Origin of the sequence: Saccharothrix mutabilis subsp. mutabilis, from assembly GCF_039521145.1 — a bacterium.
GTDB lineage: Bacteria > Actinomycetota > Actinomycetes > Mycobacteriales > Pseudonocardiaceae > Actinosynnema > Actinosynnema mutabilis.
The window spans coordinates 22410-47086 of record NZ_BAAABU010000028.1 but is presented as its reverse complement, the minus strand read 5'-3'; the positions used below and the strand labels follow the sequence as shown (position 1 = coordinate 47086).

The 24677-nt window shown below is 67.6% G+C and carries 21 protein-coding genes; 8 read left to right on the top strand and 13 right to left on the bottom strand.

The window, feature by feature from the left end:
- Window positions 1-26: 26 nt before the first annotated feature.
- From ABD126_RS34865 to ABD126_RS34855, 3 genes are all read left to right on the top strand, one after another.
- The gene (locus ABD126_RS34865) at window positions 27-2759 is read left to right on the top strand and encodes a glycoside hydrolase family 15 protein (protein ID WP_343939173.1); all 2733 of its coding nucleotides are present in this window, start codon (window positions 27-29) and stop codon (window positions 2757-2759) included.
- Window positions 2760-2945: 186 nt separating this feature from the next.
- Entirely contained in the window at window positions 2946-3611 is a 666-nt protein-coding gene (locus tag ABD126_RS34860; protein ID WP_343939171.1) for a lytic polysaccharide monooxygenase, read from the top strand.
- 388 nt (window positions 3612-3999) lie between these two features.
- Window positions 4000-7203, top strand: a complete 3204-nt coding sequence (locus ABD126_RS34855) for a hypothetical protein (RefSeq protein ID WP_343939169.1) — start codon at window positions 4000-4002, stop codon at window positions 7201-7203.
- Between the two features lie 298 nt (window positions 7204-7501).
- Here ABD126_RS34855 and ABD126_RS34850 read toward each other — a convergent pair whose 3' ends face one another.
- The 7 genes from ABD126_RS34850 to ABD126_RS34820 all read right to left on the bottom strand — a co-directional run bounded on the left by ABD126_RS34850 (window position 7502) and on the right by ABD126_RS34820 (window position 13016).
- A complete protein-coding gene (locus ABD126_RS34850; RefSeq protein WP_343939167.1) occupies window positions 7502-8578 on the bottom strand; it encodes a recombinase family protein in 1077 nt (358 codons plus the stop codon).
- A gap of 563 nt (window positions 8579-9141) precedes the next feature.
- Window positions 9142-9297: a hypothetical protein gene (locus tag ABD126_RS34845; protein WP_343939165.1), complete on the bottom strand. Its 156-nt coding sequence runs from the start codon at window positions 9295-9297 to the stop codon at window positions 9142-9144.
- A 138-nt stretch (window positions 9298-9435) separates the two neighbouring features.
- Window positions 9436-11529, bottom strand: coding sequence for a cell division protein FtsK (locus tag ABD126_RS34840; protein WP_343939163.1), 2094 nt, complete (start codon window positions 11527-11529; stop codon window positions 9436-9438).
- On the bottom strand, window positions 11526-12185 hold the full coding sequence (locus ABD126_RS34835) for a hypothetical protein (protein ID WP_343939161.1): 660 nt from the start codon (window positions 12183-12185) through the stop codon (window positions 11526-11528). The genes ABD126_RS34840 and ABD126_RS34835 overlap by 4 nt, the downstream gene beginning before the upstream one ends.
- On the bottom strand, window positions 12182-12514 hold the full coding sequence (locus ABD126_RS34830; RefSeq protein ID WP_343939159.1) for a hypothetical protein: 333 nt from the start codon (window positions 12512-12514) through the stop codon (window positions 12182-12184). Before ABD126_RS34830 ends, ABD126_RS34835 begins: the two co-directional genes overlap by 4 nt.
- Complete coding sequence (locus ABD126_RS34825; protein WP_343939157.1) at window positions 12511-12837, bottom strand: WhiB family transcriptional regulator; 327 nt, start codon at window positions 12835-12837, stop codon at window positions 12511-12513. Before ABD126_RS34825 ends, ABD126_RS34830 begins: the two co-directional genes overlap by 4 nt.
- Window positions 12834-13016, bottom strand: a complete 183-nt coding sequence (locus tag ABD126_RS34820; protein ID WP_343939155.1) for a helix-turn-helix domain-containing protein — start codon at window positions 13014-13016, stop codon at window positions 12834-12836. The genes ABD126_RS34825 and ABD126_RS34820 overlap by 4 nt, the downstream gene beginning before the upstream one ends.
- A gap of 179 nt (window positions 13017-13195) precedes the next feature.
- Here ABD126_RS34820 and ABD126_RS34815 point away from each other — a divergent pair, with 179 nt between their 5' ends.
- The 3 genes from ABD126_RS34815 to ABD126_RS34805 all read left to right on the top strand — a co-directional run bounded on the left by ABD126_RS34815 (window position 13196) and on the right by ABD126_RS34805 (window position 15648).
- The gene (locus ABD126_RS34815) at window positions 13196-13579 is read left to right on the top strand and encodes a helix-turn-helix domain-containing protein (protein ID WP_343939153.1); all 384 of its coding nucleotides are present in this window, start codon (window positions 13196-13198) and stop codon (window positions 13577-13579) included.
- A 150-nt stretch (window positions 13580-13729) separates the two neighbouring features.
- Window positions 13730-15301 carry a transcriptional regulator gene (locus ABD126_RS34810; protein WP_343939234.1) on the top strand — a complete coding sequence of 524 codons (1572 nt, stop codon included), beginning with the start codon at window positions 13730-13732 and terminating at the stop codon, window positions 15299-15301.
- Window positions 15298-15648, top strand: a complete 351-nt coding sequence (locus ABD126_RS34805) for a signal peptidase I (RefSeq protein WP_343939151.1) — start codon at window positions 15298-15300, stop codon at window positions 15646-15648. Before ABD126_RS34810 ends, ABD126_RS34805 begins: the two co-directional genes overlap by 4 nt.
- Here ABD126_RS34805 and ABD126_RS34800 read toward each other — a convergent pair.
- Window positions 15637-17217: a transcriptional regulator gene (locus tag ABD126_RS34800; protein WP_343939149.1), complete on the bottom strand. Its 1581-nt coding sequence runs from the start codon at window positions 17215-17217 to the stop codon at window positions 15637-15639. The genes ABD126_RS34805 and ABD126_RS34800 overlap by 12 nt on opposite strands.
- Window positions 17218-17827: 610 nt before the next feature.
- On the opposite strand from ABD126_RS34800, the gene ABD126_RS34795 reads away from it, so the two are divergent.
- Together ABD126_RS34795 and ABD126_RS34790 are read left to right on the top strand one after the other, a co-directional pair.
- Window positions 17828-18064 carry a hypothetical protein gene (locus ABD126_RS34795; protein ID WP_343939147.1) on the top strand — a complete coding sequence of 79 codons (237 nt, stop codon included), beginning with the start codon at window positions 17828-17830 and terminating at the stop codon, window positions 18062-18064.
- 27 nt (window positions 18065-18091) lie between these two features.
- Complete coding sequence (locus ABD126_RS34790; protein ID WP_343939146.1) at window positions 18092-18562, top strand: helix-turn-helix domain-containing protein; 471 nt, start codon at window positions 18092-18094, stop codon at window positions 18560-18562.
- 628 nt (window positions 18563-19190) lie between these two features.
- Here ABD126_RS34790 and ABD126_RS34785 read toward each other — a convergent pair.
- The 5 genes from ABD126_RS34785 to ABD126_RS34765 all read right to left on the bottom strand — a co-directional run bounded on the left by ABD126_RS34785 (window position 19191) and on the right by ABD126_RS34765 (window position 24624).
- Entirely contained in the window at window positions 19191-19613 is a 423-nt protein-coding gene (locus ABD126_RS34785) for a hypothetical protein (protein WP_343939144.1), read from the bottom strand.
- Window positions 19614-19837: 224 nt separating this feature from the next.
- Window positions 19838-20008 (bottom strand): hypothetical protein, encoded by a 171-nt coding sequence (locus ABD126_RS34780; protein WP_343939142.1) that lies wholly within the window; start codon window positions 20006-20008, stop codon window positions 19838-19840.
- A 55-nt stretch (window positions 20009-20063) separates the two neighbouring features.
- A complete protein-coding gene (locus tag ABD126_RS34775) occupies window positions 20064-21554 on the bottom strand; it encodes a PPC domain-containing protein (protein ID WP_343939140.1) in 1491 nt (496 codons plus the stop codon).
- A gap of 146 nt (window positions 21555-21700) precedes the next feature.
- Window positions 21701-24301, bottom strand: coding sequence for a LuxR C-terminal-related transcriptional regulator (locus ABD126_RS34770; RefSeq protein WP_343939138.1), 2601 nt, complete (start codon window positions 24299-24301; stop codon window positions 21701-21703).
- Window positions 24298-24624 (bottom strand): hypothetical protein, encoded by a 327-nt coding sequence (locus ABD126_RS34765; protein ID WP_343939136.1) that lies wholly within the window; start codon window positions 24622-24624, stop codon window positions 24298-24300. Before ABD126_RS34765 ends, ABD126_RS34770 begins: the two co-directional genes overlap by 4 nt.
- Window positions 24625-24677: the final 53 nt, after the last annotated feature.

The window sequence follows — 24677 nt, the reverse complement described above, 5'->3', positions numbered from 1 at the left end:
GAGTGGCGAGCGTACTGGCGTTGGGGGTGGCACTGATAGCCGGCGTGCCGGGAACCGGTTCGGCGGCGGAGAACGCTCCCGGCGCGCCAGGGCGGCAACCGGCGACCTGGGCGCCCGCGAACAAGCAGGGCTTCGGCACGTCCAAGACGTTGGAGAGCAAGGTCTGGTACACCCTGCAGAACGGCGGGTTGTCGGAGGTGTACTACCCGGACCTCGGCACACCGAGCGTGCGCGACCTGCAGTTCGTCGTCTCCGACGGCAGCACGTTCGCCGAGCGCGAGACCGACTCGACCACCCGGCAGGCGAGGCTGCTGGACCCGAAAGCGCTGGTGTACCAGCAGGTCAACACCGCGAAGTCCGGCAAGTGGCGCATCACCAAGACCTACGTCACCGACCCCGACCGGTCCACGCTCCTGCTCGACGTCGACTTCGAGTCGCTGACCGGGCAGCCGTACCGGCTCTACGCGCTCTACAACCCGCGCCTGTCCAACGGCAAGTCCAACGAGAACAACGACACCGGCCGCACCGACGGCGACGCGCTCGTCGCCCAGGACGACCGGACCGGCAGCGCGCTGGTGTCCTCACCCGCCTTCGCCGAGACCTCCAGCGGCTACCTCGGCGCCAGCGACGGCTGGACCGACCTGCGGTCGGACTACCGGATGGACTGGCACTACGACGCGCAGAGCAGCGGCAACGTGGTGCAGACCGGCCGGCTGCCCGTGACCGGTGTGACCGGGGGCCGCAAGGCCACGGTGGCGCTCGGTTTCGGCGGGAGCGGCGGTGAGGCGCTGTCCACGGCACGGGCCTCTCTCACGGCCGGCTACCCAGCCGTCTCCACCAAGTACGCGGACGGCTGGCACGACTACGTGGCCACGCTCAAGCCGCCGCCCGCCTCCTTGCGCACGGACCAGGAGAGGGCCGTCTACAACTCCTCGGTCATGATCCTCGCCTCCCACGAGGACAAGACCTACCGCGGCGCGTTCGTCGCCTCGCCCACCATGCCGTGGGCGTGGGGCACCAACCCCGGCCTGGAGAACCCCTCGGGCGCTTACCACCTGGTCTGGGCGCGCGACGTGTCCGGGAAGGCGGGCGGCCTGATGACGGCGGGCGACACCGCCGCCGCCGAACGGGCGCTGCGCTACCTGTTCAAGCGGCAGCAGAAGGGCGACGGCTCGTTCCCGCAGAACAGCAAGCTCGACGGCGGCGAGCACTGGACCAACACCCAGATGGACGAGGTCGCGGCGCCGATCGTGCTGGCCTGGACGCTCGGCAAGACCGACCCCGACAACTGGGGCCACGTCAAGCGCGCCGCGGACTACATCGTCGCCAACGGCCCGGTGACCAAGCAGGAGCGCTGGGAGAACCAAGGCGGCTACTCACCCGCCACCATCGCCGCCGAGATCGCCGGCCTCGTCACCGCCGCCGACATCGCCAAGGCCAACGGCGACACCGACGCCGAACGGCGCTACCTGGCCAAGGCCGACGAGTGGCAGGCCAAGGTCAAGGACTGGACGCTGACCACCAACGGTCCCTACAACCCCAAGCCGTACTTCCTGCGCATCACCAAGGACGGCAACCCGGAGAACGGCACCACCTACGACATCGGCGACAGCGGCCCCAGCGCGGCCGACCAGCGCACCATCGTCGACCCGAGCTACCTCGAACTCGTCCGGCTCGGCGTGCTCCCGGCCGACGACCCGGACATCCGCACCACGATGCAGGTCGTCGACGCCCAGCTCGCCGAGAACACGCCCAGCGGACAGCACTGGCACCGCTACAACTTCGACGGCTACGGCGAGCGCCGCGACGGCGGCGAGTGGAACTTCGGCCACCCCCGGAACAGCCGCACGACCGTCGGCCGGCTGTGGCCTCTGTTCGCCGGCGAACGCGGCGAGTGCGAGCTCGCGGCCGGTCAGGACGCCAGTGCCCGCCTGGCCGCGATGGCGGCCACCGCCACCGAAGGCGGCCTGCTGCCCGAACAGGTCTGGGACAACACCACGCCCGCCGGCCAGGACGGCTTCGTCGCCGGCCGCCCGACGAACTCGGCCACCCCGCTGGGCTGGGCGCACGGCCAGTTCGTCCGCCTCGCCTGGTCGATCCGGGAAGGCCGATCGCTCAGCACACCGTCCATCGTGGCCTGCCGGTACACCGGAACCGGTTGCGCGAACGTCCGACCACCCGGCGCTCCCGGAACACCCGCGGCGTCGGAGGTCACATCGACCTCGGTGAAGCTGAGCTGGACGGCGTCCGCGCCAGGCTCCTCACCCGTGGCTGGGTACACGGTGCTGCGCCGTGACACCGGCGGTGACGTGCCGGTGGGAAACACCGAGACCACGTCACTGGCCATCACCGGCCTGACGCCGGCGACGCGCTACCGGTTCGTCGTGGTCGCCCGCGGTGCCGATGGCGCAACCTCGGCCCCGTCCACGCCGGTGGAGGTGACCACCCATGGTGGCACCGCCAGGGTGGACTACCAGGTGCAAAGCGCCTGGGAATCCGGCTTCACCGCACAGATCACCATCACCAACACCGGTTCCGCGCCGATCGCCGACTGGCTGCTCGCCTTCTCCTTCCCCGACGACCAACGCGTCGTCAACGGCTGGTCGGCGCGGTGGTCGCAGTCGGGGCAGGCGGTCACCGCCCGCAACGAGGGCTACAACGCCCGGATCGCCCCCGGTGACTCGGTGACCATCGGGTTCACCGGATCTGGCACCGCGATCGAGCCGACCGCGTTCACGGTCAACGGCGCACCCGCCTGACCACCACACCCACGACGCCCCCTGCGAAGCCCGACAGCGCAGGGGAGCGAGCGGGTCACCGGTGGCGGCCTGCGACCCGCTCGCGCACAAGCGGTGGCGTCGTCCCGGATCAACCGGGGCGGCGCCACCGTGGGCGGGCCAAGCGCCCGCACCCCGTCCAGTCGCGTCCCTACCAACGGAGGACCCATGCACACCGCACCCCCGGCCTTACGACGCCGGACGGCCCTGCACCTGGCCGTACTCGTGTCCGTCGTCGCGTCGCTGCTGACCTTCCAGCCAACCCGGGCATCGGCCCACGGCACCGTCATCGACCCGCCGACCCGCAACTACGGCTGCGCGACCCGCTGGTACGGGCCGGACGCGCCGGGCATGCAGGAGCAGGACCCCATGTGCCACTTGGCGTGGCAGCAGAGCTCGGACGCCATGTGGAACTGGAACGCCCTGTACGCCAACAACCTAGGCGAGAACATCGAGCAGGTCGTACCCAACGGTCAGATCTGCAGCGCCGGTCGCGCCGAGATGGGCCGCTACGGCCCGATGGACAACCCGGGCCCGTGGCACATGACCAACGTGGGCAGCACGTTCACCGTCCACGTCCAGGACGTGGCCCGCCACGGCGCCGACTACCTGAAGATCTACATCAGCAAACAGGGCTTCGACCCCGTCCACTCGACGATCGGCTGGCACGACCTGGACTTCATCAAGCAAACCGGCCGGTACCCGTCCCAGCTCGACTACAAGACGGAGGTCACCACCTCCGGCTACACCGGACGCCACGTCGTGGTCACCATCTGGAAGGCGTCGCACATGGACCAGAAGTACTTCCTGTGCAGTGACGTGAACTTCGGCTGACCGCCCCCAGCCCCGAGATCGGCGGCTCAACCTCCGTCCTGCTGGCCGGTCCTCGACCACCCTGGATCCGAGGACCGGCCAGTTCACCGCCCCCTCAAGCGCAGTCCTATAGACCAGGGCAAACAGGTTCCGCCTCATGTGATGCAGTAGTCCTCGTTCGGCCGCACGAATTCATCCCACCGCGTCCTGCGGGCGGCGGGGTTTCGCCTCGGTTACCGAGACGCGCGAGCGCACCGTCAACGCCTGGATCCTAGGCAGCGGACGATTAGCCCGAATCAGGTTCATCTCACGCCGATCACCGCGTGCCGGAGATTGTGTATCTAGGCGGGGCTCGAGCCTCACCCACACGCCGCTGTCAGGGGCCAGAGGACAGCGGGATGATCGGTGGGTGAGGTGGACCAACAAGGTTTCGGGTCGGGTCGATGGTTCGGTGGTGCAGGTCGGTGTGATGCTGGGTGACGTCCACATGGACGCGGCCGATCCCGTGCGTTCGGCCTACTCGTCCCAGGTACGCGCACTGGCGCCGGACATCCTGGAAGGCAGGGAGAAGGAGCTGTCCGTCCTGTCGGCGTTCTGCACATCAGCGTCGACGGTGGAGGACTACCTGTGGTGGCAGGCGAATGCATGGTCGGGCAAGTCCGCGCTGCTGTCGTGGTTCGTCATGCACCCACCGCCCGGGGTGCGCCTCGTGTCGTTCTTCATCACCTCACGGCTCCCCGGCCAGAACGACCGACGCGGTTTCGTGGACAACGTCCTGGACCAACTCCACGACATCGCACGCGAACGTCCCCGCTCGGACCTCACCGACACCACCCGGGAGCCATATCTCCGGCAGCTGCTCTTCGATGTCTCAGAGCGGGTCCGCCGTCGGGGTGAACACTTCGCGTTGGTAGTCGACGGCCTGGACGAGGACCGAGGGGTCGACGGCTCAGCCGATGCCCACAGCATCGCCGCACTGCTTCCACTCGGCGGCGTCCGTGTGATCGTGGCCGGCCGGCCGGACCCCGAGCTCCCGGATGACGTCCCGCCCGAGCACCCGCTGCGTACGTCCGCACGCGTGGAATACCTGTCCGCCTCACCGAAAGCCTCTGCCGTGCGCGACGCGATGACCAGGGACCTCAAACGACTTCTGCACGGCAGCCAGGTCCAGCGGGACCTGCTCGGGTTCGTCACCGCGGCTGGTGGTGGCCTGTCCGCTCGCGACCTCGCGGAACTGACCGACACGTCGCCGTGGCAAGTCGAGGACGACCTGCGCACCACGGCCGGTCGCAGTTTCTCCCGCCGCCCCGGCGAGCCCCCGGTCTGCATCTTGGCCCACGAACAGCTGCACGCTCTCGCGTCGGAGATGCTCGGTTCCCGGTTACGCTCCTACCACGAGCGGCTCCACACGTGGGCCGACTCCTACCGTCTACGCGGGTGGCCTTCGGACACACCACGCTATCTGCTACACGGCTACGCCTCCACGCTGATCTCGATCGGCGACGTCCCGCGCCTCCTCGACCACGTCACCGACGCCCGCAGACACGAAATCGCGTACTCGGCGTTCGGCCACCACCACGCATCCGTGGGCGAGGTCGAGGCGGCACAGTCGATGTTCCTCGGCGAGGACGAACCCGACCTCGTCGCGTTGGCCAGGCTCGCCGTCCACCGCACAAGCCTGCAGGAAAGCGAGGACTGGATACCGACCTCGCTGCCGCACGTGTGGGCCATGGCCGGCCGTGTTGACCACGCCGAATCTCTCATCGTGATGATGAGCGATCCCGTTCGGCGTGCCCGTGCGCTCATGGCGACGGCACGCGAACTGCATCGCGACGGCCACACGCGACGAGCGTCGCGACTCCTCGACACGGTCGAAGCGATGGTTCGGGCCGTAAATCAGTACTGGGGTGAATGGCTGCACTGCGAACTGGCAGAGGTGGCCACGCACATTGGCGACCACGACAGGGCACAACGCGTGGTGGACGACGTCAAGGGCGCGTCCTCCAAGGCCCGGGTGTATGCCTCGATGGCGCTGACGGCACTGGACGTCTCGGATCGGGAGCAGGCCGAGCAGTGGTACCGCGACGCCGAGGAAGCCTTCGAACGCAGACGCGTCGGCCGGCACGTATTAAGCCGGAGCTTGGATCACGTGAAGGCGATCGTGTTCGCCACGATGGCAGCCGCCGCAGCAGCCTTGGGCCACCCGCAAAGAGCGGCCGAGTTGGCCGGCCTGGTCACCGATCCCGAATGGGCCTATGAACTCCGGACACGGGGCGGTGTGATGGACGTCGCGGAAGCTCTGACCAAAGCCGGATTCGACGATGCCGCGGTCTCGCTCGCCCGGACCCGCGACAGCGTCGAAGACCGTGAGGACACGCTGCTACACATCACGCAGGTCATGGCCGAGAGCGGCCGACTGGACGAGGCGGAGGCGCTCGCCCGGACCGCCAAGGACGCGCAGTACCGGTACGCACGGCTCGCGGCGGTCGCCGTCGCAGCGGGCAGGAACGACGAACCCGCCCGAGCGAACCGCCTCGTCGCCGAAATCGACATCGTCCTTGATGACATCCCCGCCGGCGGCTTCCGCCGGTTTACCGTCATGGCGACCGCAGTGGCCCTCGCGGACGCCGGACACTGTGACAAAGCCGAAGCGATGGTCTTCTCCGAGCTGCTGCCATGCGGGCACTTCGTCGGAACCCTGTCGGTGGCCGTGGCGTTCCTTCGTCGCACCGATACCGACCGGGCTTTGCGTGTCCTCGAGGCGACCGAGCAAGCCGCGCGCTCGGCGTCACCCGACATCGACGAAGGCAGACTCCTTGGATGGATTGACGTCATGGTGGACTTCGGAGACGTCGACCGCGCCGAACCGCTGGTCCGTTCACTCCAGGACGCCGAGATACGGGCGGCAGCCTGGGAACGCGTCGCCGAAGGCATCGCCTCTACCGGCGACCTCCACCGCTTCGCCGACGCGTTGAACCAGATCACACGACCTGCACTACAACGACGCCCACGCCTGGAGATGATCCGCGTGCTTCTGGCGCGCGGAGACGACGACCAGGCCGTCGGACTTGCGCGATCGGCCACGGTGACGATGCACCGTGCGGCGGCCCTCACTTTCATCGCGGAGAGAACCGGCAGCAAAAATTTGCTCGACGAGGCGATCGGCCTAGCGACCGACACTGACGACATCGGAAATCAGGCGATGATACTCCTCCCAGCGCTCCGCGCCGCGGCCAACATGGCCGACCTGACCACAACCGAGCATCTCCTGCAACGGCTGAACACCATCGGGAAGCAACTGTCGGATCAGCCGAAACCTGCTGCCCTGCACGCCGTGACGGTGCCCTACCTACCTGATCGCGTGCGCACCCTGACCGAGATCGCGGAGAGAGTCGAACGTTTTTTCGATCCCGAGAGAAGCAATGAGCAGACGCCAATAGTTCGCACCGGCGCGCCGCCGCTATGGGCAGGATCCTCACCTCTCCCGTTTCGGAGACAACTCGCCAGGGCGCTCACCATAGGCAACTGGCTCGACATCGTCGATCGGGTAGTCAAGGTTGAGCCGAACGCCTATCCCGCCGTCATCGCCGAACTGGATCGACACGGTCAATAGGATGAAGCTGGATTCCCGTAGTCTGCACCCCGTAGGAGCCTGGCGGCGTAAGTGACTATTGGCAGACGGTCAGCAGTCCTAGCGTCCAACTATTGAAGTCTGCGGTGTTGTCAGCATTTTTGGATTCACTCCGTGTCGTCAAATAGCTGGAATGATCGCAGTCGCCTCCCGCAGTGACCGAGCGTGTCCACCGCCGAGGGCCCCGGCTTCCACTACATGAAAGTCTTTGTGGGGAATTCCCCACTCTTGCACAGGCGGCTCGCGTCCCTGCTAGGCTGGACTTATGAGCCACTCCTCCTCAGCGGGAGTGGGAAATTCCCCACGGACGCGTGTTCGGGCAAACCTCTCGGACACGTGCACTAACCCTACCGGCAGGGCGGATGGTCACATCGACCGTCCGCCCTTCGGCGTTGTAGACCATTTCCAGCCGTAGTTCGGCGAACAGTTGCTCAAGCTTGGCGGCGTCCGCCCGCTTGATGATCTCGTGCACGTCGCCGAACGAGTCGATCATGGCGTAGATCTCCGCGTCCGAGACTCCGCCCGGCGCGCTGACACCCTCCAACTCCGCCTTCGCCGCTGCTCGCTGAGCCTGGGCCTCGTTGACCGCTTCCACCAGTGCCGCAGGATCGATACCCGAAGCAATGGCCTGCTGGAATCGCCTCAACCGCCCCTCGGCCGCTTCGAGTCGCTTTTTCGCCGCTTCGTGCCCATTGTCCGACGACCCGACCTTGTCCTGTGACTCGACCAGCGCAGACAAGGTCTGGTCCACATTCTCGGGTGCGAACAACCCGCTGAGCCACTTGCCCAGTGGCTCCAGAACCGCGGTTTCGGGCAGATAGACGTTCTTCGGGTGCCCGTTCAGCGCCGGCGACCCGGGAACCAGTGTCCGCGCCGAACATCGGTAGTACGTCCGCGTCGCGCGCGGAGTGCCTTCCATCCGTCGCGTACAGTAACCGCACCGCACGCGCCCACGAAGGGGATAGGGACGCTTGGCGGCCTTCGGCCCACGCTCCAACTTCCGGCTTGCGGCCAACCCACCGGCCGCCCGCGAGCGGCGGAGCAACTGGGCCTCGACGAAGTTCTCTACATTGATGATCTTGGGATGCGTCGGCTTCCGCGACTGAACCACCTTCTCCGGCACCGAGCGCCTGAACCGGATGACGTGACCTGCCGCCACGTCGTCGGGGTCGAGCAGCGTCTCCTGTCGGGTCCACCTGCCGAAGAAGGCGTAACCGGTGTAGCGCGGGTTCTCCAGGATCGACCGCACTGTGCTGCCTTGCCAGCCGTCCGTGATGCGGTGACGGTTCTGCTCGGGCCGCCGGGCCGATGGGCAAGGGACGCCGTCCCGGTTGTCCATTGGCAATAGCGCGGTCACCCTTCTCTCCGGACAGGTACTCGGCGAAGATGCGCCGCACCACTTCCGCCGACGGCTCGTCCACCACCAACACTCGCAGTCGGTATCCCTCCGCCGCCTTCCGTGGGTTCGGGTGCGGACCACCGTCCACCTCACGTACCCATACGGTGCGCGCCCGCCTTGGTGTCGCCCTTCGTTGACGACCTGTGCGTCCATCGCCGCTCGCACACGGGCCTGAACGTGCTGGCGCTCCGATTCGCTCACTCCGCCGAGCACGCTCATCAGCATCTTGTGCGAGGGGTTCCGCTGGTCGTACTTGCCACCCAACTCGGGCACCCACAGGTCAACCCCGTAGGCGGCGAACCTTGGCGCAATGAGTGAGACTGGTTCCCGAACCAGCACCGCGTCCCCTCACCGACGACGACCGCGTTCCAGTCACGGTCCGGGTTCTTCAACGCGCCTAGCAGTAGGGAAGCCTCCTCGCGTCGCTCCCACGGCACCGACCGCGACTGGCCAACATCGAAGAACTCGGCGGTGACGACACCGCCCAGCGGCTCAACGAACTTCCGTGCGTTGCCCAACTGTCACCCGAGTGAGGTCTCCGGGTCTTGGTTGTCTTCAGTCGAGCACCGCCCGTAGAACGCCACCGGTCCTATGCCGTCCTCGGTCATGTCCACGACCTCGACGCCCATCAGCTCGTCCAGTACCGCCCACGGGTCACGGCTGATTTCAGCAGTCACGGTCACACCCTCCCGGAGGTCCGTCCAAGACCTCCACTGTCGTCAGCTCGACCAGTATGGCAAGCAGTATGCGGCTGGTAGCAGCGTTGAGCACGGGAAGGTCCTCCGGCAGGCGCAAGGTGACGTCGTCACCAGCGCTCATGGAAGCTCACCCTGTGCCGAGCCGATTTCATCAGAACTGGCCCGCTCGACAGCCGCTCTGATGTCCGCCGTGAGGTAGCCCCTGACCCGCCGGACGCTGTCCCCATCCGGCACGTACTGCCGCAGCGGCCGGCAGCCCAGTTCGCTCATCTCCCGGCCGAACCTGGTCGGCTCGACCTCCAGCACCTCCATCAGTTCCGCGGTGGGCACGAACTCGCGCTCGTGCAGCTCGTCACCGAGGTAGTCCACGACCGCTGCCAACGGCTCCGGCAGATCGACCACCCACCCGCCGGCCGACGCCCCACCGAGCACGCTCAGCACAGCGGTCGAATCGACGGGCCGCGCCGCCTGGTCGCCGATGGCGTGACCAGCGAGCGTGCCGGCAGCCTCGCGAAGCGCACGCCCACGCTCGCAAATCACCCGCCAGTCCGCGTTCGGCATGTAGTACGTCCGCACCGTCATGGCGACCATGTCGGCACCGGCGTCCGTCTCACCGTCCGGCCGCAGGATGCCGACGCCTTTGTGGCTGGGAAGCAGAGTCGAAGCGTCGTACCCGCGCGTGTTCATCTGCTCGCCGAGCACGATGTTGGAGTCCCGCCAGTCCATCACCCGCAACGCGAACCGTGAGCCGAGCACCGCACGCAGCCGGGACGGGATCGTGTTCGAGTCCGGCCGCTGCGTCGCCAGGATGACCACCACGCCGGCCGCCGGACCCTTGCGTACGAGGTAGGTCAACAGGTCCGCTACGTACGCGCCGAGCGTGGTCTTCTTGCCGCCAATCTGCTCGCGCGTCGTGTTCTCAAGGTAGACCTGAACCTCATCGATGATCACGCCGGTGATCGGCATCCCAAGCTCCGCGTCCCGCGAAATCGCCGGGGTGATCTTCGACTCCGGACACAGCTCATCGTCCAATGTGGCCATTCGTGCGTAGCGGGACTGGACCTCGGCCACCAGTTCGACCAGGTGGTCACGCACAGCCTCCGCGTGTTCGGTCTCGTCACCGCACACGTACCGGTAGGCGATCTGCTCGGCGGCCTCCCAGTCCTTGCCGCCCTTGCCGTCGAACACGTACAGCCGCGTGTAGGGGTCGAGCACCAACCCGGCGGCAGCGAGTCGGGTCGCGAACGTCTTGCCCTGCCTGGGAATCGCACCGACGAGCAGCGAAGTCCAGACCAGCGGTAGGTCGATCCGGCGGTTCCGCGCGTCGCGCCCGAACGGCACTGGCCGCCATGCGTCCCACCACTCGACATCGAGCAGCGGCGTCCGAAGCGGCGGACCGGCGTACGGGTCCTCATCGGCCACCCAGAGGAACACCCGCCCCGCGTGACCGCCTCGACCGCGCACCCGCTCAACGATGAGCTGAACCTCATCCACGGCCAGGGCCGACGCGAGCGCATCCCGGTTCTTGATCACGTCCACTGCCTTGCGCGTGGCCGGCAGGTCCACCGTGACCGCCCAACCGTCACCAACCCGCGCTGCCCGCTCGACCAGCCGCAAAGTCTCGTCCTTGCCGATCAGCTTCGCGTCCCGGAACGCGTCCACCAACACCTGGGGGTCCATCGTCCACGTCAGCGTGCGCGGGCCGGCGAGCACCGCTTTCCGGCCGGGTGAGCCGTCCTTCCGGCGGCCGGTGATTGCCAATGCCACCGACGCGACAACCGACGCCACCCACAGAGCCGACCCACCGTAGATCACGTACGCCACGGTCAGCGCCGCCGAGCCGGCCGCCACCACGACGCCCGTCACCTTCCACCGGAACAGCGTCAGCGCGCGAATCTCGATGAACTTGTCCGCCAGCTTCTCCGACTGCTCGGCGGCCTCGCGGTAGTCGCGCACCCGCACCCACTGCCGCCACGCACGCAAGGCAACGACCGTTCCGCGTACCACCGCGCCGGCGAAACGCGCTGGCAGCCGTCCCAGCCAGCCCAGCAGATCCCTTGCCGCGTTACGCAAACTCTGACGGGACTTCAGCGCCGAGGGAACGGCCTTCGAGCGCTGCCAGCCGGTCTCCAATCGGCGAACGAGTTTCGGCTCATCGGCGACCAACTCGCCGTCATAGACCGGTTCGGCCGGTACCAGGTCGCCGCTCATGGGCGATCCCCGTCCGCTACGAGCGCCGCCGCGAGCCGGGACGACAGCCCGCGTGAGCACCCGGTCACCTGTCGGACCCAAGCAGGGGTGACCACCGCATCCGGTGTGCGCGCCGCCCGTGCCGCTTCGAGGTAGTCCGCGAACGACGTACGCGGTGTACGCCCCGCTGTCCGCCGTGTCGGCGTCGGCAGTGGCTTCGGCGCTGCCTGCTCGGCCTCAGCCGGAACGTTCGGTGCGGCCTTGACGACTGCCGCAGCGAGCTTGTCCCGCAAGTCGGTGACCGCCTCAGCGGCCACGAACACGGCGAGCGGCGGCACGGAGTGCAGGATCACCAGCGCCGCCGAGCCGGCCGTGAACGCGCTCCACGTGTTCATCACGTACGTGGCCGCGAGCGTGAACCACTTCGCGGCGCGCACCCATCCGCCCATTCGAACGCCGTGCCGAGCGGTGACCTGCTCAGCCCTGAGGATCGCCAGCAGCACCAGCGACACCATCGGGTCGAGCAGCCACGCCGCGCACCAGGCCAACGACCACACCGGCGCACCGGCCGCCGCGAACTGTTGAACGTTGGTCATCGTGAACGCCAAGCCGAGCAGAATCCCGGTCCAGCACAGCCGGTCCACCTGGACCGCCACCCGTTCCACCGACTCACTCACCGCCGCTCACCTCGGCGACGGTGCGGTTCGTAGGTGGTCACGGTGAGCGCCCGCGTCAGCGTGTAGGACGCGAACAGCGCGGGCACGACGAGCACCGCCAAGAGCAGCCACCCATCCGGGCGGTAGGTGATGACCACCCACTGAACGATCACGATCAGTGCGGCGTTGACCGCCACCCGTCCGGCGAGCGACACCAACCGGGCACTCGTGCGCGCCGCGTTCGCGGCTGCCTTCGCTCGGCGAGCACCCGCCCGCCACACGATCAGCAGCACCAGGACCACGCCGAGACCGGCCAAGAGCTGAGTCGGGGTGAGGCTGAGTGCGTTCATGAACGCCTCCTCTCGGCGCGTTCACCGCGTTGGAGCCAGTGCCAGTGCAGCTCCCGCCGTTCATCGGCAGGCAGCGCACCCCAGACACCGACCGTGTCCGCACCGGCGGTGCGCAACTCCAGTTCCAAGCACTCGTCTCGCACCGGGCAGCCCGCGCACATCCGCGATGCCAACTCATGGTCGGTCAGTTCCTCGCCGGCCCACGGCGGTTCGTCCATGAACGCCCACATGCACAGGCCGTCACGGTTCACGACCTCGGTGAGCACCGCGCTCGGCACCCACCGCAAGCGGTCCAGTCCCCAAGCGATCTCGACCAGGTTCACGGCGTGCCTCCCGGACAGGGCTCGCCGAGCAGCCGCACCAGTGCGCTTGCCGGGATGACCAGCCGGCCGCCACGGCGGACGGTCCGCAGGGTGCCGAGCCGGATGGCGCGGGAGACCGTGGACGGCGCGACGCCGAGCACCCAAGCGGCCTGACGAACGGTGTAGGCGGAAGAAGGCATGGAAGTCCTCATGATGAAAGCCCTTCTGTGATTCGGACTGACGATTTCAGCCCTAGAATGCTGATTTCAGCGCGACGGATGACGCGAATGGTCGCGCCCGACGCGAAACGCGTCGTGTCACATCACGGAACAGCGGGAGGCGGCTAATCTCAGCGCTGAGGCGGAGCGCGGAGGAATACGTGTCGGAAGATTGGGCGGCGGTCGCCAAGGCGATCAACCAGCGAGTTAATGAGCTGGGCTGGCGTCAACGAGAACTCGCGGAGCGGTCGCACGTGTCGCAAGCGATCGTCCGTGAGGTCCAGCACCACACGGTCGAGCGTCGCCGCAGCCCGCGCACCCTGGAGTCGCTGTCCACCGCACTCGGATGGCACCCGCAACACCTGGAAGCGGTGCTGCACGGCCGAAGGCCACCGGAAGCCGACGAGCCGGTCACGGACCCGGCGGACAGCCTCTGGTCCCGCCTGGACAGCTTCGAACAGCGGCTGAGTGAGATCACCGAGCGGCTGGACGACCTCAAATCGGACCTCTCGACCGTGATCGAACATGTCCGCGAGCGCCGGTAGCGCCGTGGGTTCTGCCTGGTGGATCGGCTTGTTTTCCATGCCGCCAATTCCACTGCGGATTCCTCCACCGGCCCACGAAAGACCACCGCAAAACCGCAGCAAGACCACCGCAAGTTCGCCGAACATCGCGCTTGGGGGAGTGGCGACACGATGGGCGTGACGAATCGTTGGACCGGGCGGACCGCGTGCGCCCTCCAAGCGGCGTTGCGAATGAGCCAGGAGGGTTTCGCCGAGCACTTGGGCATCGCGCCCCGGACCGTCACGTTCTGGCACCAGAAGCCGGACACCCGGCCGAAATCGGACGTGCAACAGCTCCTGGACACGGCGCTCGATCGCGCATCACCGCAGGTCAAAGCACGGTTCGCCGAAATGACCACACCTGAGCCGCTGGACCTGCCGGAGGGTGCGGCGGCGGATGCCGAGGTCCGGCTGAACTCGGACCCGACCATCGTCGCCGCGCTGGACTGGCTCGATAAGCACGCCCGATGGGAGCCCGGTAGGGCACGACGTGAGGTCGCCGCGCGGCTCGTCCGCCTGGACGTGCGGGACCTCCACGACCGGGGCGTCCGCCGAGGTCGAGTCAACCAGCGCGACACGGCGCGTGCGCTCGCCGACTACTACGGCCACGCCACCAACGGCCACGGCCGCTATTCCGCCCGATTCGGCACCGGCACCGAAGCTGCCACCACGGTGCTGACGCACCCGGACTGGCTCGACCTCGACTGCCCGCTGCTCCCGCGTCACGACAAGCTCACCTTGTCCGGCGTAACCCCGGCCGATGATCTAGCGATGGACGAAGAGACCGCCGGGCGCGCCGCTCAGCGGTTGGCCGAAGCGCTGGCACTGGGAAACCGCATGGTCAACATGCCGCTGTTCCGGCTGCTCGACGTGGACGTGCGCAAGCACGCCATCACGGGGACCGTTGGGGTGACGAGCTTTGTGGGGTACGCGGTGACGATGGACCTGCTGGAGGGTGAGCTGATCGACGCGCTCACCACCGGTCAGCCCACCAGTCCCGGTGCTCTCCCGCTGCGTGACGCCTACCTTCCCAGCCTTTCCGCAGTCCTAGACGTGTCCGACCGGATGTGTGCCGGCGGAACGCTCGCCCTGACCGCGATCGCACGCCCGGCGGACCCGTTCCGCGGCGAAGCGGACTACCTCCTGCTAGTGCAGGAACGCTCTGGCCATGTGATCAACGCCGCGCGTCGTCTGGCGGTGATCCCGAAGGGGTTCCACCAGCCGCTGACCGACTTCCGCGTGGACGCGCAGGTGGGCGCGACGCTGCGGCGCGAGATGGAAGAGGAACTGTTCGGGCGCGAGGACATCGACAACACGGTTGGCGAGCAGCGACACGCGGACCCGATGCACCCGAGCCGATTGTCCGAACCGATGCGCTGGCTCATGGGTCAGCCGGGTCGCCTGCGGCTGGAGTGCACCGGCTTCGGGCTCAACCTGGTGAGCGGCAACTTCGAGTTCGCCAGCCTGATCGTCATCGAGGACGAAGAGTTCTGGACCCGCTACGGCGGACAGGTGCAAGCCAACTGGGAGGCGTCCCGGCTTCGGCAGTATTCAAGCCTGGATACTGACCTGCTGGAAGAACTGGTCAACGACGCGGCGTGGAGCAACGAAGGACTGTTCGCGCTCCTGCAAGGACTTCGCCGACTGCGGGAAATCGGCGGAAGCCGGGTTGACCTGCCACCGATCGAATGGGAGATAACGTGACCGCCAACTGGCAAGCCGGAAACGCAGCCGAAGACGGGGCCGACACGCGCGGCTGGTTGGTGGGCCACTTCATCGACCCGTCACAGGGCGTCCGATCCCAGAAGGACGTAGAGGTCAAGTGGTTCAACCACCCGGCTGGCGACAAGCGGGTGGAATGGACCTCCGACGACCAGCGGACGACCCTGGTCATGTTGGTGGAAGGGAACTTCCGGGTTGACACCACCGAGGGCAACTCGACGATGAGCCGCCCCGGCGACTACGTCATGTGGGGACCGGGTGTCGATCACTCGTGGGAGGCGCTGGCGGACTCGACCGTGCTCACCGTCCGCTGGCCATCACAGACCTGAGTGCTCGACAAGCGGCAGCCTCACCCGGTCGTCGCCGAGTTCCCGTAGTCGCCGAAGTCCTTGGAGCAACGCGAAGAGCCCTTCGTTGCTCCAGGACTCGCGCGAAACCAGCTCCGTGATCAGCTCACTGTCCAAACTGGAGTACAGCTGGAGACCTGCGGCCTCCCAGTTTGCCTCGACCTGGCCGCCGTAGCGCCGCCAGAAGTCCTCATCGTCAATGACGATGAGGCCGGCGAACTCATAGTTGCCGCTGACGAGGTTCAACCCGAACCCGGTGCACTCGGTGCGCAAGCGACCAGGCTCTTCCAACAGCCACCGCATCGGTTCGGACAGGCGTCCGAGGTGCATCGGCGACGCGGCGCGTCCCGAGTGCGCCGTGGTGTCCACGTCACTACGCCCGAACAACTCCTCTTCAAGTTCCCTGAGCAGCGTCGCGCCAACCCGCGCATCGGCGCGGAAGTCGGTCAACGGCTGGTGGAAACCCTTGGGGATGACGGCGAGGCGTCCGGTCCCGTTCAGCACGTGCCCGGACCGCTCTTGCACCAACACCGCGAAGTCCGGCGCATCGCGGAACTGATCACGTGGGCGGGCGATCGCGCAGAGCGCCAGTACCCCGCCCGCGCACACCCGCCCCGGTAGGTCGAGCACCGCCCGCAGATCGGGCAAGTACTTGTCCCTCAACGGCAAACGACTTCGCCACTTCCCCTCACCGAGGGCTTCGGTGACTTCCCGTTCAAGTAGGTCGACGGTCAGTGCGTATTCGGCGAACGGAACCATGCCAACGGTCCCGTCGATCGTTGGCCCGAGATCAACGCTCAGGAGTCGGTACAGCGGCAGGTTCGCGACACGCACACCCAGTGCGGCGGACTCGGCGAGCCGGGCCACGGCCGCCATTGCCCCGACGTCACCGAGGGCGGCTCGCGGATGGGGCTCGCCGTCCACCAGCGTCAGCCGATCGTGTTCCGGGGTCAGCGGCACCCCGAGGTCCAACCAGGTCCGCCGAGTGAGGATGCTCGTGGTGATCTCCGAGCCTCCGCATCGGGCCGCATAGAGTCCGTGCGTTCCGGCGCTGGTTCCGTAGTAGTCGGCCAACACGCTCGTCAGGCGCTTCCGGCCTATCCGCGCCCGCCGCGCGCGGTGGTCCAGCAACGCGCCGTCTGAGCCCAGCTTCGCGAGATGCGAGCGAACCTTCGACCGACTGATTCCGGCCGTCCAACCCACGCGATCGTCCAGCCAGTCGAGCACAACCGCCAAGTCGACCTCGGCGCGCGCCGGCGGCTCGGCGGGGACGACCTCTCCGGCGGCCTCGGCAACGAAGGGCTCGCTCAACAACTCCTCGACGCTGACGCCGAAGATCCTCTCCAGCAGCCGCGCCGTGACCGGCTGGACCCTGCCGAGCGGTTCGCCCGGCCGCCGCTGGCCGGCGACCAATCGTTGCAGGTGCCGCACCCCGATGGTTCCGGGTTCGCCATGCTCGCGCGCGAACTGCTCGGCGTACTCGGCGAACTCTTCGAGAGTCAGCCGCCGCTCCCATATCCGCTGCTCAAGCACCGTGCGGAACGTCCGCATCCCGGTCACCTCCTGCCCGCGCGACGCGCGCGCTCCCAAGTCGCCAGCGGGTCGCTTGCAGGTCGTTCCGCTGATCAGGCGCTGATGAAATCCTGATTTCAGTCTGGCACGACCCGCACACGTGCGGTCACCGGACTGTCCGGCGGCGCTGGCCTCCGCGCCGCCTCAAGCGCCGCCGGACCCTCGCCCTACCCACATAAGGAACGGCAGGTGAATTGCCATGAGCGCGGACGCGTCAGCACCTCTCTGCGTATGTGGCCCCACCACCATCGTGGTCCTCCTGCTCGTCATCGCGATTGCGTTGGCTTATGGCGAATTCGCCGCACGCTTCGCGGTCCGGCATCAGATACCGGACAGAGCGCGCCACCGCGCACTCGGCTTTGACGAACCCTTGACTTCCGACCAAAGGGTGAACGTCCAGCGGTATCGGAGCGGTGCGTCATGACCGGGCTCATCATCCTCGCCAGTGTCGTGTGCGTCGCGATCTGGACTTGGGTAATTGGTGATGTACTTGACTGGTGGGGGCGCTGGAGTTTCAAGCGACTGAATCGTCATCGCTAGACCGACTGGAACTCCCGCTCCCGTCAATGTTAGGCGTATAGCAATGGACGTGGGCTACGTACTGCGGTTGTCCACCGAAGACTGGCAGGTGCACGCTTTCCCGGCTAAATGGGACAAGCAGCAAGAGTGGTTGGCGGTGTGCGGCCTCCGCTGCCCGGTGGATACCTTGGAAGAGGTTTTCGACAGGACACCCACGCATGACGTTTGCCTTCTTCGGTTCGGCAACAAGCTAGATCTGAAAGTCACTGCACTGCGCAGAGCGGGGCAGATCGTCGGCGACATTTGATCGCCCTTCGCGCTGACGGAAAGGGCTGTGAACGCTGTGGCGAAGATGTCCGATCACGTGCGGGCGAGTTGGATCGCCGGGTACATGAGCGGAAAGACGATCCGTGAACTTGCGGTCGAGAACGACCGTTGTTACGGCACGATGCGGAACGCTCTCGTCAAGGCGGGTGTGCCCATGCGCCAGTCCGGCGGACGGTCGCAACCCCGCGTGGCAATTTCCGTCGACGAGCGAACGCGTCGGCGAGAACTGGGAGCGTCGCTATTGCGTGCACGACTGGCCACAGGACTCACCGGCCGTGAAGCAGGTGGACGTGCCTTGATCAGTCAATCGAAGGTGTCGAGGATCGAAAACGGATCACTTGTCAAGGTGATCGACGTGATCCGCTTGGCCACTGTCTACGACGTAAGTCCTGCGTTTTGCCAGCGAATGGTGACGTTGGCCCTTGCGATCGCACGCGATGCCGCGCAGCGGCGAACGGTGTCCAAGTCACTGCGCTGACTCCCTCCTCTAGTCGGATTGCCACAGGCGCGGTGTCCCGTCCCGTCTCGCGTCAGTCGCTACGACGCTCGAACAGGGGCCTGCGGGACAGGCTGGGACGGGGGAGCACCTCCCGTCCCAGCGTCAAGCCTTGCACATTTCCCCAGTTCAGCAGCCTGGACATGCGTCCCATAAGACTGTCCCGCTTACCCGCATCGGCGGGTAAGCGGGACAGGTTCAGGGACAGCAATTCCGCCGTGGTCAGGCGGGGTGTCGCAGGAATACTCGGGTGAATAGTGCACAAGTCCGGCCTCGGACACTTAAACGTGGGAAATCTCCCACCATGCATCATGGCAGTACCAGCCCCCGATCGCATCATGTGGTCGGGGGGTTCAAGTCGTTTGCAGGGCAGATGAACCCCGTGCGGGGTGGTCGCGGTGAGTGACCGGATCATCCCGCCGCTCGTGCCCGGTCGTGCCCCTCGCCCCGTGCCCGGCGGCAGCTTGTCGGAGGCCAACCGACGTCCATCAAACGGCGGCGCGGGCACACCGCTGGCCGAGCCCGTGAAGCCGCGGGAATTGGATCTGCGGCGTACGCCCGCGCCGAGTCCGGGTGAACTTCCGCCGATTCGTCTGCGGCATCTTCGCCGCTATGCCACGACGGTGCTGGACCACAAGGGTCGGTTGACGTGCAGCATGTTGTTCGACGTTCCCGGCTGGGAAGCGGGAACGCGGATCGACATCGCCGTGCACGCCGGGACGATCGTGGTGCGCGGTGCCCGCGGCGGCGAGTACGAGTTGAACAGCAGGCGGTTCCTGCACATCCCCTCCAGTGTCCGGCGCTGGTGTTCCTTCGGCGAACGCGAACTGGTGCTGGTGCGCGCGGTGCCGGAGCTGTCGGTGCTGCTGATCTTCGGCCAGGAGAAGCTGGACCACGCCCTGCCCGATCCGCGTCGGGTCGTCGACAGTTCCTCCCCGCGCACCACCAGCCGTTCCAGCCGCGCGTACAGGGCCAGGTACTCGCGTACGTCGTGGGGGTCGGTGATGGTGGCGTTGCCGGTCAGCACGCTCAACGTGACGACGCAACAGCGCGGGCACACCGGCGTTCTGGAAGAAACGACTGGTCGTCGCGCGGGCCTCGATGCGGGCCACCGGTCTGCTGGTGGCGGTGCGCGCCGCGGTGCAGCACCACAACGTCGCATCGCCGGTCGCCCGGAACCACCAGTCCGGGCGACGACAAGTTCACCCGCTCACGGTGGCAGCCGCGCGGCATCTGTTCACCGCGCGGCTGCCACCGTCACCTCGCCGGAGTCGCGTTCGGTCTCCCATGCCCGGGCCGATACGTCTGCGACACGAACATGTCCTCGAACACCTGATCCGCGCCCGCGCTGGTTTCGCGTCGCACATCGGCAGGTACCCGCGCGCGGGACAGGCCGGTCATGCCGTGCTCATCGATCAGCCGCTCCAAGATTCGCTGCACCGTGCCGTTGCCTGCACGGTGCCCGTGGGCTGCTGAAAACGGGTCAGGGGAACAGTTCGGTCGGGGTGCCGCAGCCGTTGGCGCCACGCAGGCGCTGGATTTCCGTCAGCAGGTGGGGTTGGCGGACGAGTTCGGTGAGGTACGCGGTGTCCGGTTCCATGCCGGGCACGCTGGTGTTCAGGTAGCGCCAGGACCTACCCCACAGTGTCAGGAGCGTCGTTCGCCAGCTCGGGTTCGAGGTGAGGTAGGTGTGTTGGTCCGGGTGTTCGGTCCGGATCTTCGCGAGATAGCGCTCGATCCACCACAGGAAGGTGAGCAGTGCGTGCCGGTCACTGGTGCGTGTACTGGTGTCGCCCCGCAGGTAGTACGTGACGGCCATCGAGTTGATGTACTGGTTCCACTCCTCGACGAGCATGTTGAAGCCTTGGTCGCCGGAGTCGAAGCGGGTGTCGGAGGGGTCGCCGTTGAGGTAGGTCTCGGCGTAGGTGCGGTCGCTGCCGTGGCTGCCGGAGCCGAACTCGCGGCTGGTGGTGATCGTGCCGCGCTCGGCCGGGGGCCGTTTGCGGTTCTCGGCGTCGGCGAGCAGGAGCGAGCGGGCCATGGAGAACATCGGGCTGGTCGACGTCGTGCCCTTGCCGTGCATTCCAGGTGCGGTGAGGACGAGGTCCGCACCGTTGCGCGTGCGGGTCACGAAGTACTTGTTCTCAGGGTTGCTCTTGTCGATCTGGTGCCCGATCTCGTGGACGACCATCGACAGCTGACCGAGGACTTGGGCAGCGGTGTCCTTGCGCCACAACCACCGGTCCACAGCGGCCTGTCCGCCGCCGAGGTCGACGATCCGCTTGCCGGTGGGGTAGCGGCGGGAGAGCACGCCGTTGATGAAGTTCATGTAGCCGGCGGCACTGTACCCGTTGACCAGGTCACTGATGTCGGTGAACTGCGACGGTACGCGGAAGTCCTCCACGGTCTGCACGAACGTCCCGTCTGCGCAGTCCCGGTCCACCACCACCGACCTGTCCGGTGGTGTCGTGGGCGTGGTGGACGTCGTGGTTGGCGCTGTCGTGGTCGGTGAGGTCGTCGAAGTCGCGGTCGTGGTGGGTACCGGTCCATCGCTGACGGTCGCGGTGATGACGTAGCTGTGCGGCTCGAACAGGAACCGGCCGCTCACCGTCAGGTACCAGGGACCTGCAGCCGGCGCGTCGACCGTGACGACGGCGACCCCGTCGGCGGTGTCGGTCTTGATGTCGTGAAGGAACCAACTGGGCTCTGCACCGGCTCTGCCGAGCAGGTCGAGCTGTTCGCCATTCCCGTCGAGCCGGATGGTCAGGGTTCGCGAGCCCGAAGGGACGTTGATGGTCCACCGCTCGTCCGAGTCCCCGTCGATGCGGCCGGTAGTGGATACGCCGCTGGTCAGCTGCCCTCCGGCAGCACGTGGGGCTGTACCGGTGTCGGCGGCCGACACGATGCTGGGGATGGAACACAGCGTGACGATCGCCAGCGTGATCGCGAGGATTCGCTTCATTTCGCGCACCACGCCGAGGGAAAGGCTCCGGGCAGAGCGGATACTGCTGTACGGGCATCGCGCATGGTCGTTCTCCTCCCACCCAGGGGATCTCAGGGGAACTTCGCAGGGATCACCCACGGTAGGAGTCGCGTCTCAGCGAGGATGCAGGGAATTCCCTATGACTGCCGGTCGAGCTGCCGTGCGAGCTGCGCTCGGGAACGCAGCCCGAGCTTGCGGTATACCCGCGTGAGCGTGGCCTCCACCGTCTTCGGGCTGACGTAGAGGTGCTGGGCGATCTCACGGTTGGTGGCTCCTTCGGCGACCAGCTCCGCCACGCGCCGCTCGGTCGTGGTGAGATCTTGGACGCCCGACCCGACGGCGGCGATGCGCGCGGCGACGGCGCGGGCGTGCCGGGCCCATGGAACGGCATCGATACGCGTGAACACGTCCAGTGCTGTGGCGGCGGAGTGAGCGGCGGCGGTGTAGCGACGCCTGCGCCGATGGACCGCGGCCTCGATCAACAGACACCGCCCCTGCTCCAGCGGTTGCCCGAGCGCGGCGAACACGGTGGCGGCACCACGCACGAGGTCGATGGCCTCGTCGATTCTTCCGCTGGCAGCCCAGGCGAAAGCGAGCACGCGGTCGAGCCCGGCGCCCGCTCCGCGAGCTCCGAGACCGTCGAGGAGTTCGCGTGTCGCGCTCACCAAGCGCTCAGCCTCGAGGTGATCGCCGACACGCACCAGGCACAGCACGAGTTCCGGCTGCCAGCGCAAAACGGTCGGGTCGGCGTGCCCGAGTGCCGCCTCGGTGCGCTGCACTTCCCGGAGCATTTCGATCGCCTGCCGGGTCTCGCCCTGCCGGGCGAGCGTCTGCCCGAGGGCGTGCAGGTTCCTCAGCCGGTACACGACATCGCCGTCCTGGGTGCACGCGCGGACGCCGTGTTCGGCGTAGAACCGGGCCAGGGCCAGATCCCCACCCGCGAGCTCGGCCAGGGCTGTGACGTACCAGCCGGGACCAGGACTGAGCGCTGCCTGCCCGGCGGTCCGCACGGCCCGCCGGGCGTGCTGCATCGCCTCGGTGCACCGGCCCTGGCGGACGGCCACCTCCACCAACCCGCACAGCGGGCTCATGAGGTCCTCCATCGGTCCCTGCTCGGCCACACCGAGCAGGCGTTGCAGGATCGTCCGGGCCTCGTCGATCTGGTCGTCGTAGGTGGCGAATCGGGCGGCGAGGTGCTGCGGGGTCAGGTGCATGTGGCCCGCGGTGTCCGGCAGGGACACGGCGAGCGCCTCGTCGAGGCAGGCTTTCCAACCTGGGCGGCGCAGAAGGCGTCTCGCCCTGGCACGCAGTGCAAGCGCGTACGCCTCTGTGATCGTGTCGCCGATGGTCTGTGCATTCGCGACGGCGCGGGCGGCCTCCTCGTCGGCGGTGCGGGGATCGGCGGCGACGGTTGCCGCGTACGCCCGCCAAAGGCTGACTCCTGCCTGAGACGCGAGGTCGTCGGTGGCGTCGGCCTCGGCCGCAGCGAGGAGGTCGCTCGCGCCAGGCGCGCTCTGACCGGCGTGGCGGACCAGCGCGGTGCGAGCGCGGACGCGGTGGACCGGATTCGCCGACTCCGCGAGGACCGCGCGTGCCGCCTCGGCGACCACGCCCGGCACGCCTGCTCCGACTCCCACCTCAACCGCCGAAAGCAGCGCGTCGAACCTGCGGCCCGGCTTCTCCGGGGGAAACCGGTTGGCGGCCATCAGGAACAGTTCGGCCGCGAAGCCGGGGGATCGGCGTGCGGAGCGGGCGGCGGTGATCAGCGCGCTGGCCAGCCGCTCGTCCGGTTCCGGGTGGGACAGTGCCCGGTGGCGCTGAACTTCGGCGGCGGAGGTGACCGCTCGAGCCAGACGGCGGTGGACGTGGTGGCGTGCAGCTGCGCCCGCCAGGTCAGCGACAACGGCTGCGGCGGCGGGTGGGGTGAACCGGATTGCGCCGTCCTCGACCACGACGAGACTGCACTCGACCGCGTCCTCCAGGTCGGCGTCCGGGTCCGAGCACCCGGACCGGTGCAGCAGCGTCGATGTCGGCCGGGCAGCGAGTGCACACACCAGAACCGTGTCCCAGGCCGTGGCGGTCAAGGTGGCCAGCGCATCCTCGACGTGGCCCCGGACCTGTCCGGTGCAGACCGCGAGTGCGACGCCTGGGTTGCCCGCCGCCTCGACGTGAACCTGGGACACAGTCCGCTCGGTCACCCGGTGCGGGGCGAGCAGGTCCGCCACTTCGCAGACGGTCATCGGAGGGACGGTGATCCAGCTTGCCTGGCAGGGTACGGCCGCTGCGTCCTGCCCGGCGAACAGGAACCGGATGCGATCATCTGCCCGGCGAGCGGCGTGGGCGATCACGTCGGCGGACACGGTGTCGATCCAGTGGACGTCGTCGATCGCTACCAGCACGTCCTGGTCGGCGGTCAGGCGGGCGAGCAGCCCGAGGAACCCTGTGCGCCGCAAGATCTGCGTGCGGGTGCCGCGGCGAGCCGGGCGGGCGAGCGCCCGCAGGTCAGCGGTGACCTCACCTGGGCAGGACGCGAGCAGGTCGGCCAGCGCCTGACCGGCTATCCAGCGCTCGGTACACGCTCCGTTGGCCCGCAGCACGATCTCACCGCGGGCGTGTGCCTGGGCCACGGCGGCGTTCAGCGTCGTGGTCTTTCCGATGCCGCGCGGGCCGTTGAGCAGGGCCACACCGTCAGCGAGTGCGAGATCCACTCGGGCGAGGAGCTTCGGCCGGTCGCTCACGCCTGCACGGGCACTCGACCCAGCAAGGCGCTGACCAGATCGGAAACAGCGGCATCGTCGGCGGCGCCACCGATTGCGGCGCGCACCTCGGAGTTGCCGACGAGGGCGGATGCCTCGTGAGTGCTGGACGGAAAGGTGGCGGCGACCGCGATCGCGTCCAGCACGAACCGCTCGGGTAGGGGGTGAGGCGAGAAGGTGCGTTGCCTGTTCATCCGGTCGCACAGGGCGGCAGTCGTGCGCAGGGGCTCGGTGAGCGGCCTGCGGACCGGCCGGCAGGGAGCTGGTGTGTACGTCCATCCGCGGATGAGGAACCAGATTCGCACGTTCCAGACTGTAGAAGCGGATGGGCCAGGCCGGTCATATACATGGCTCATCA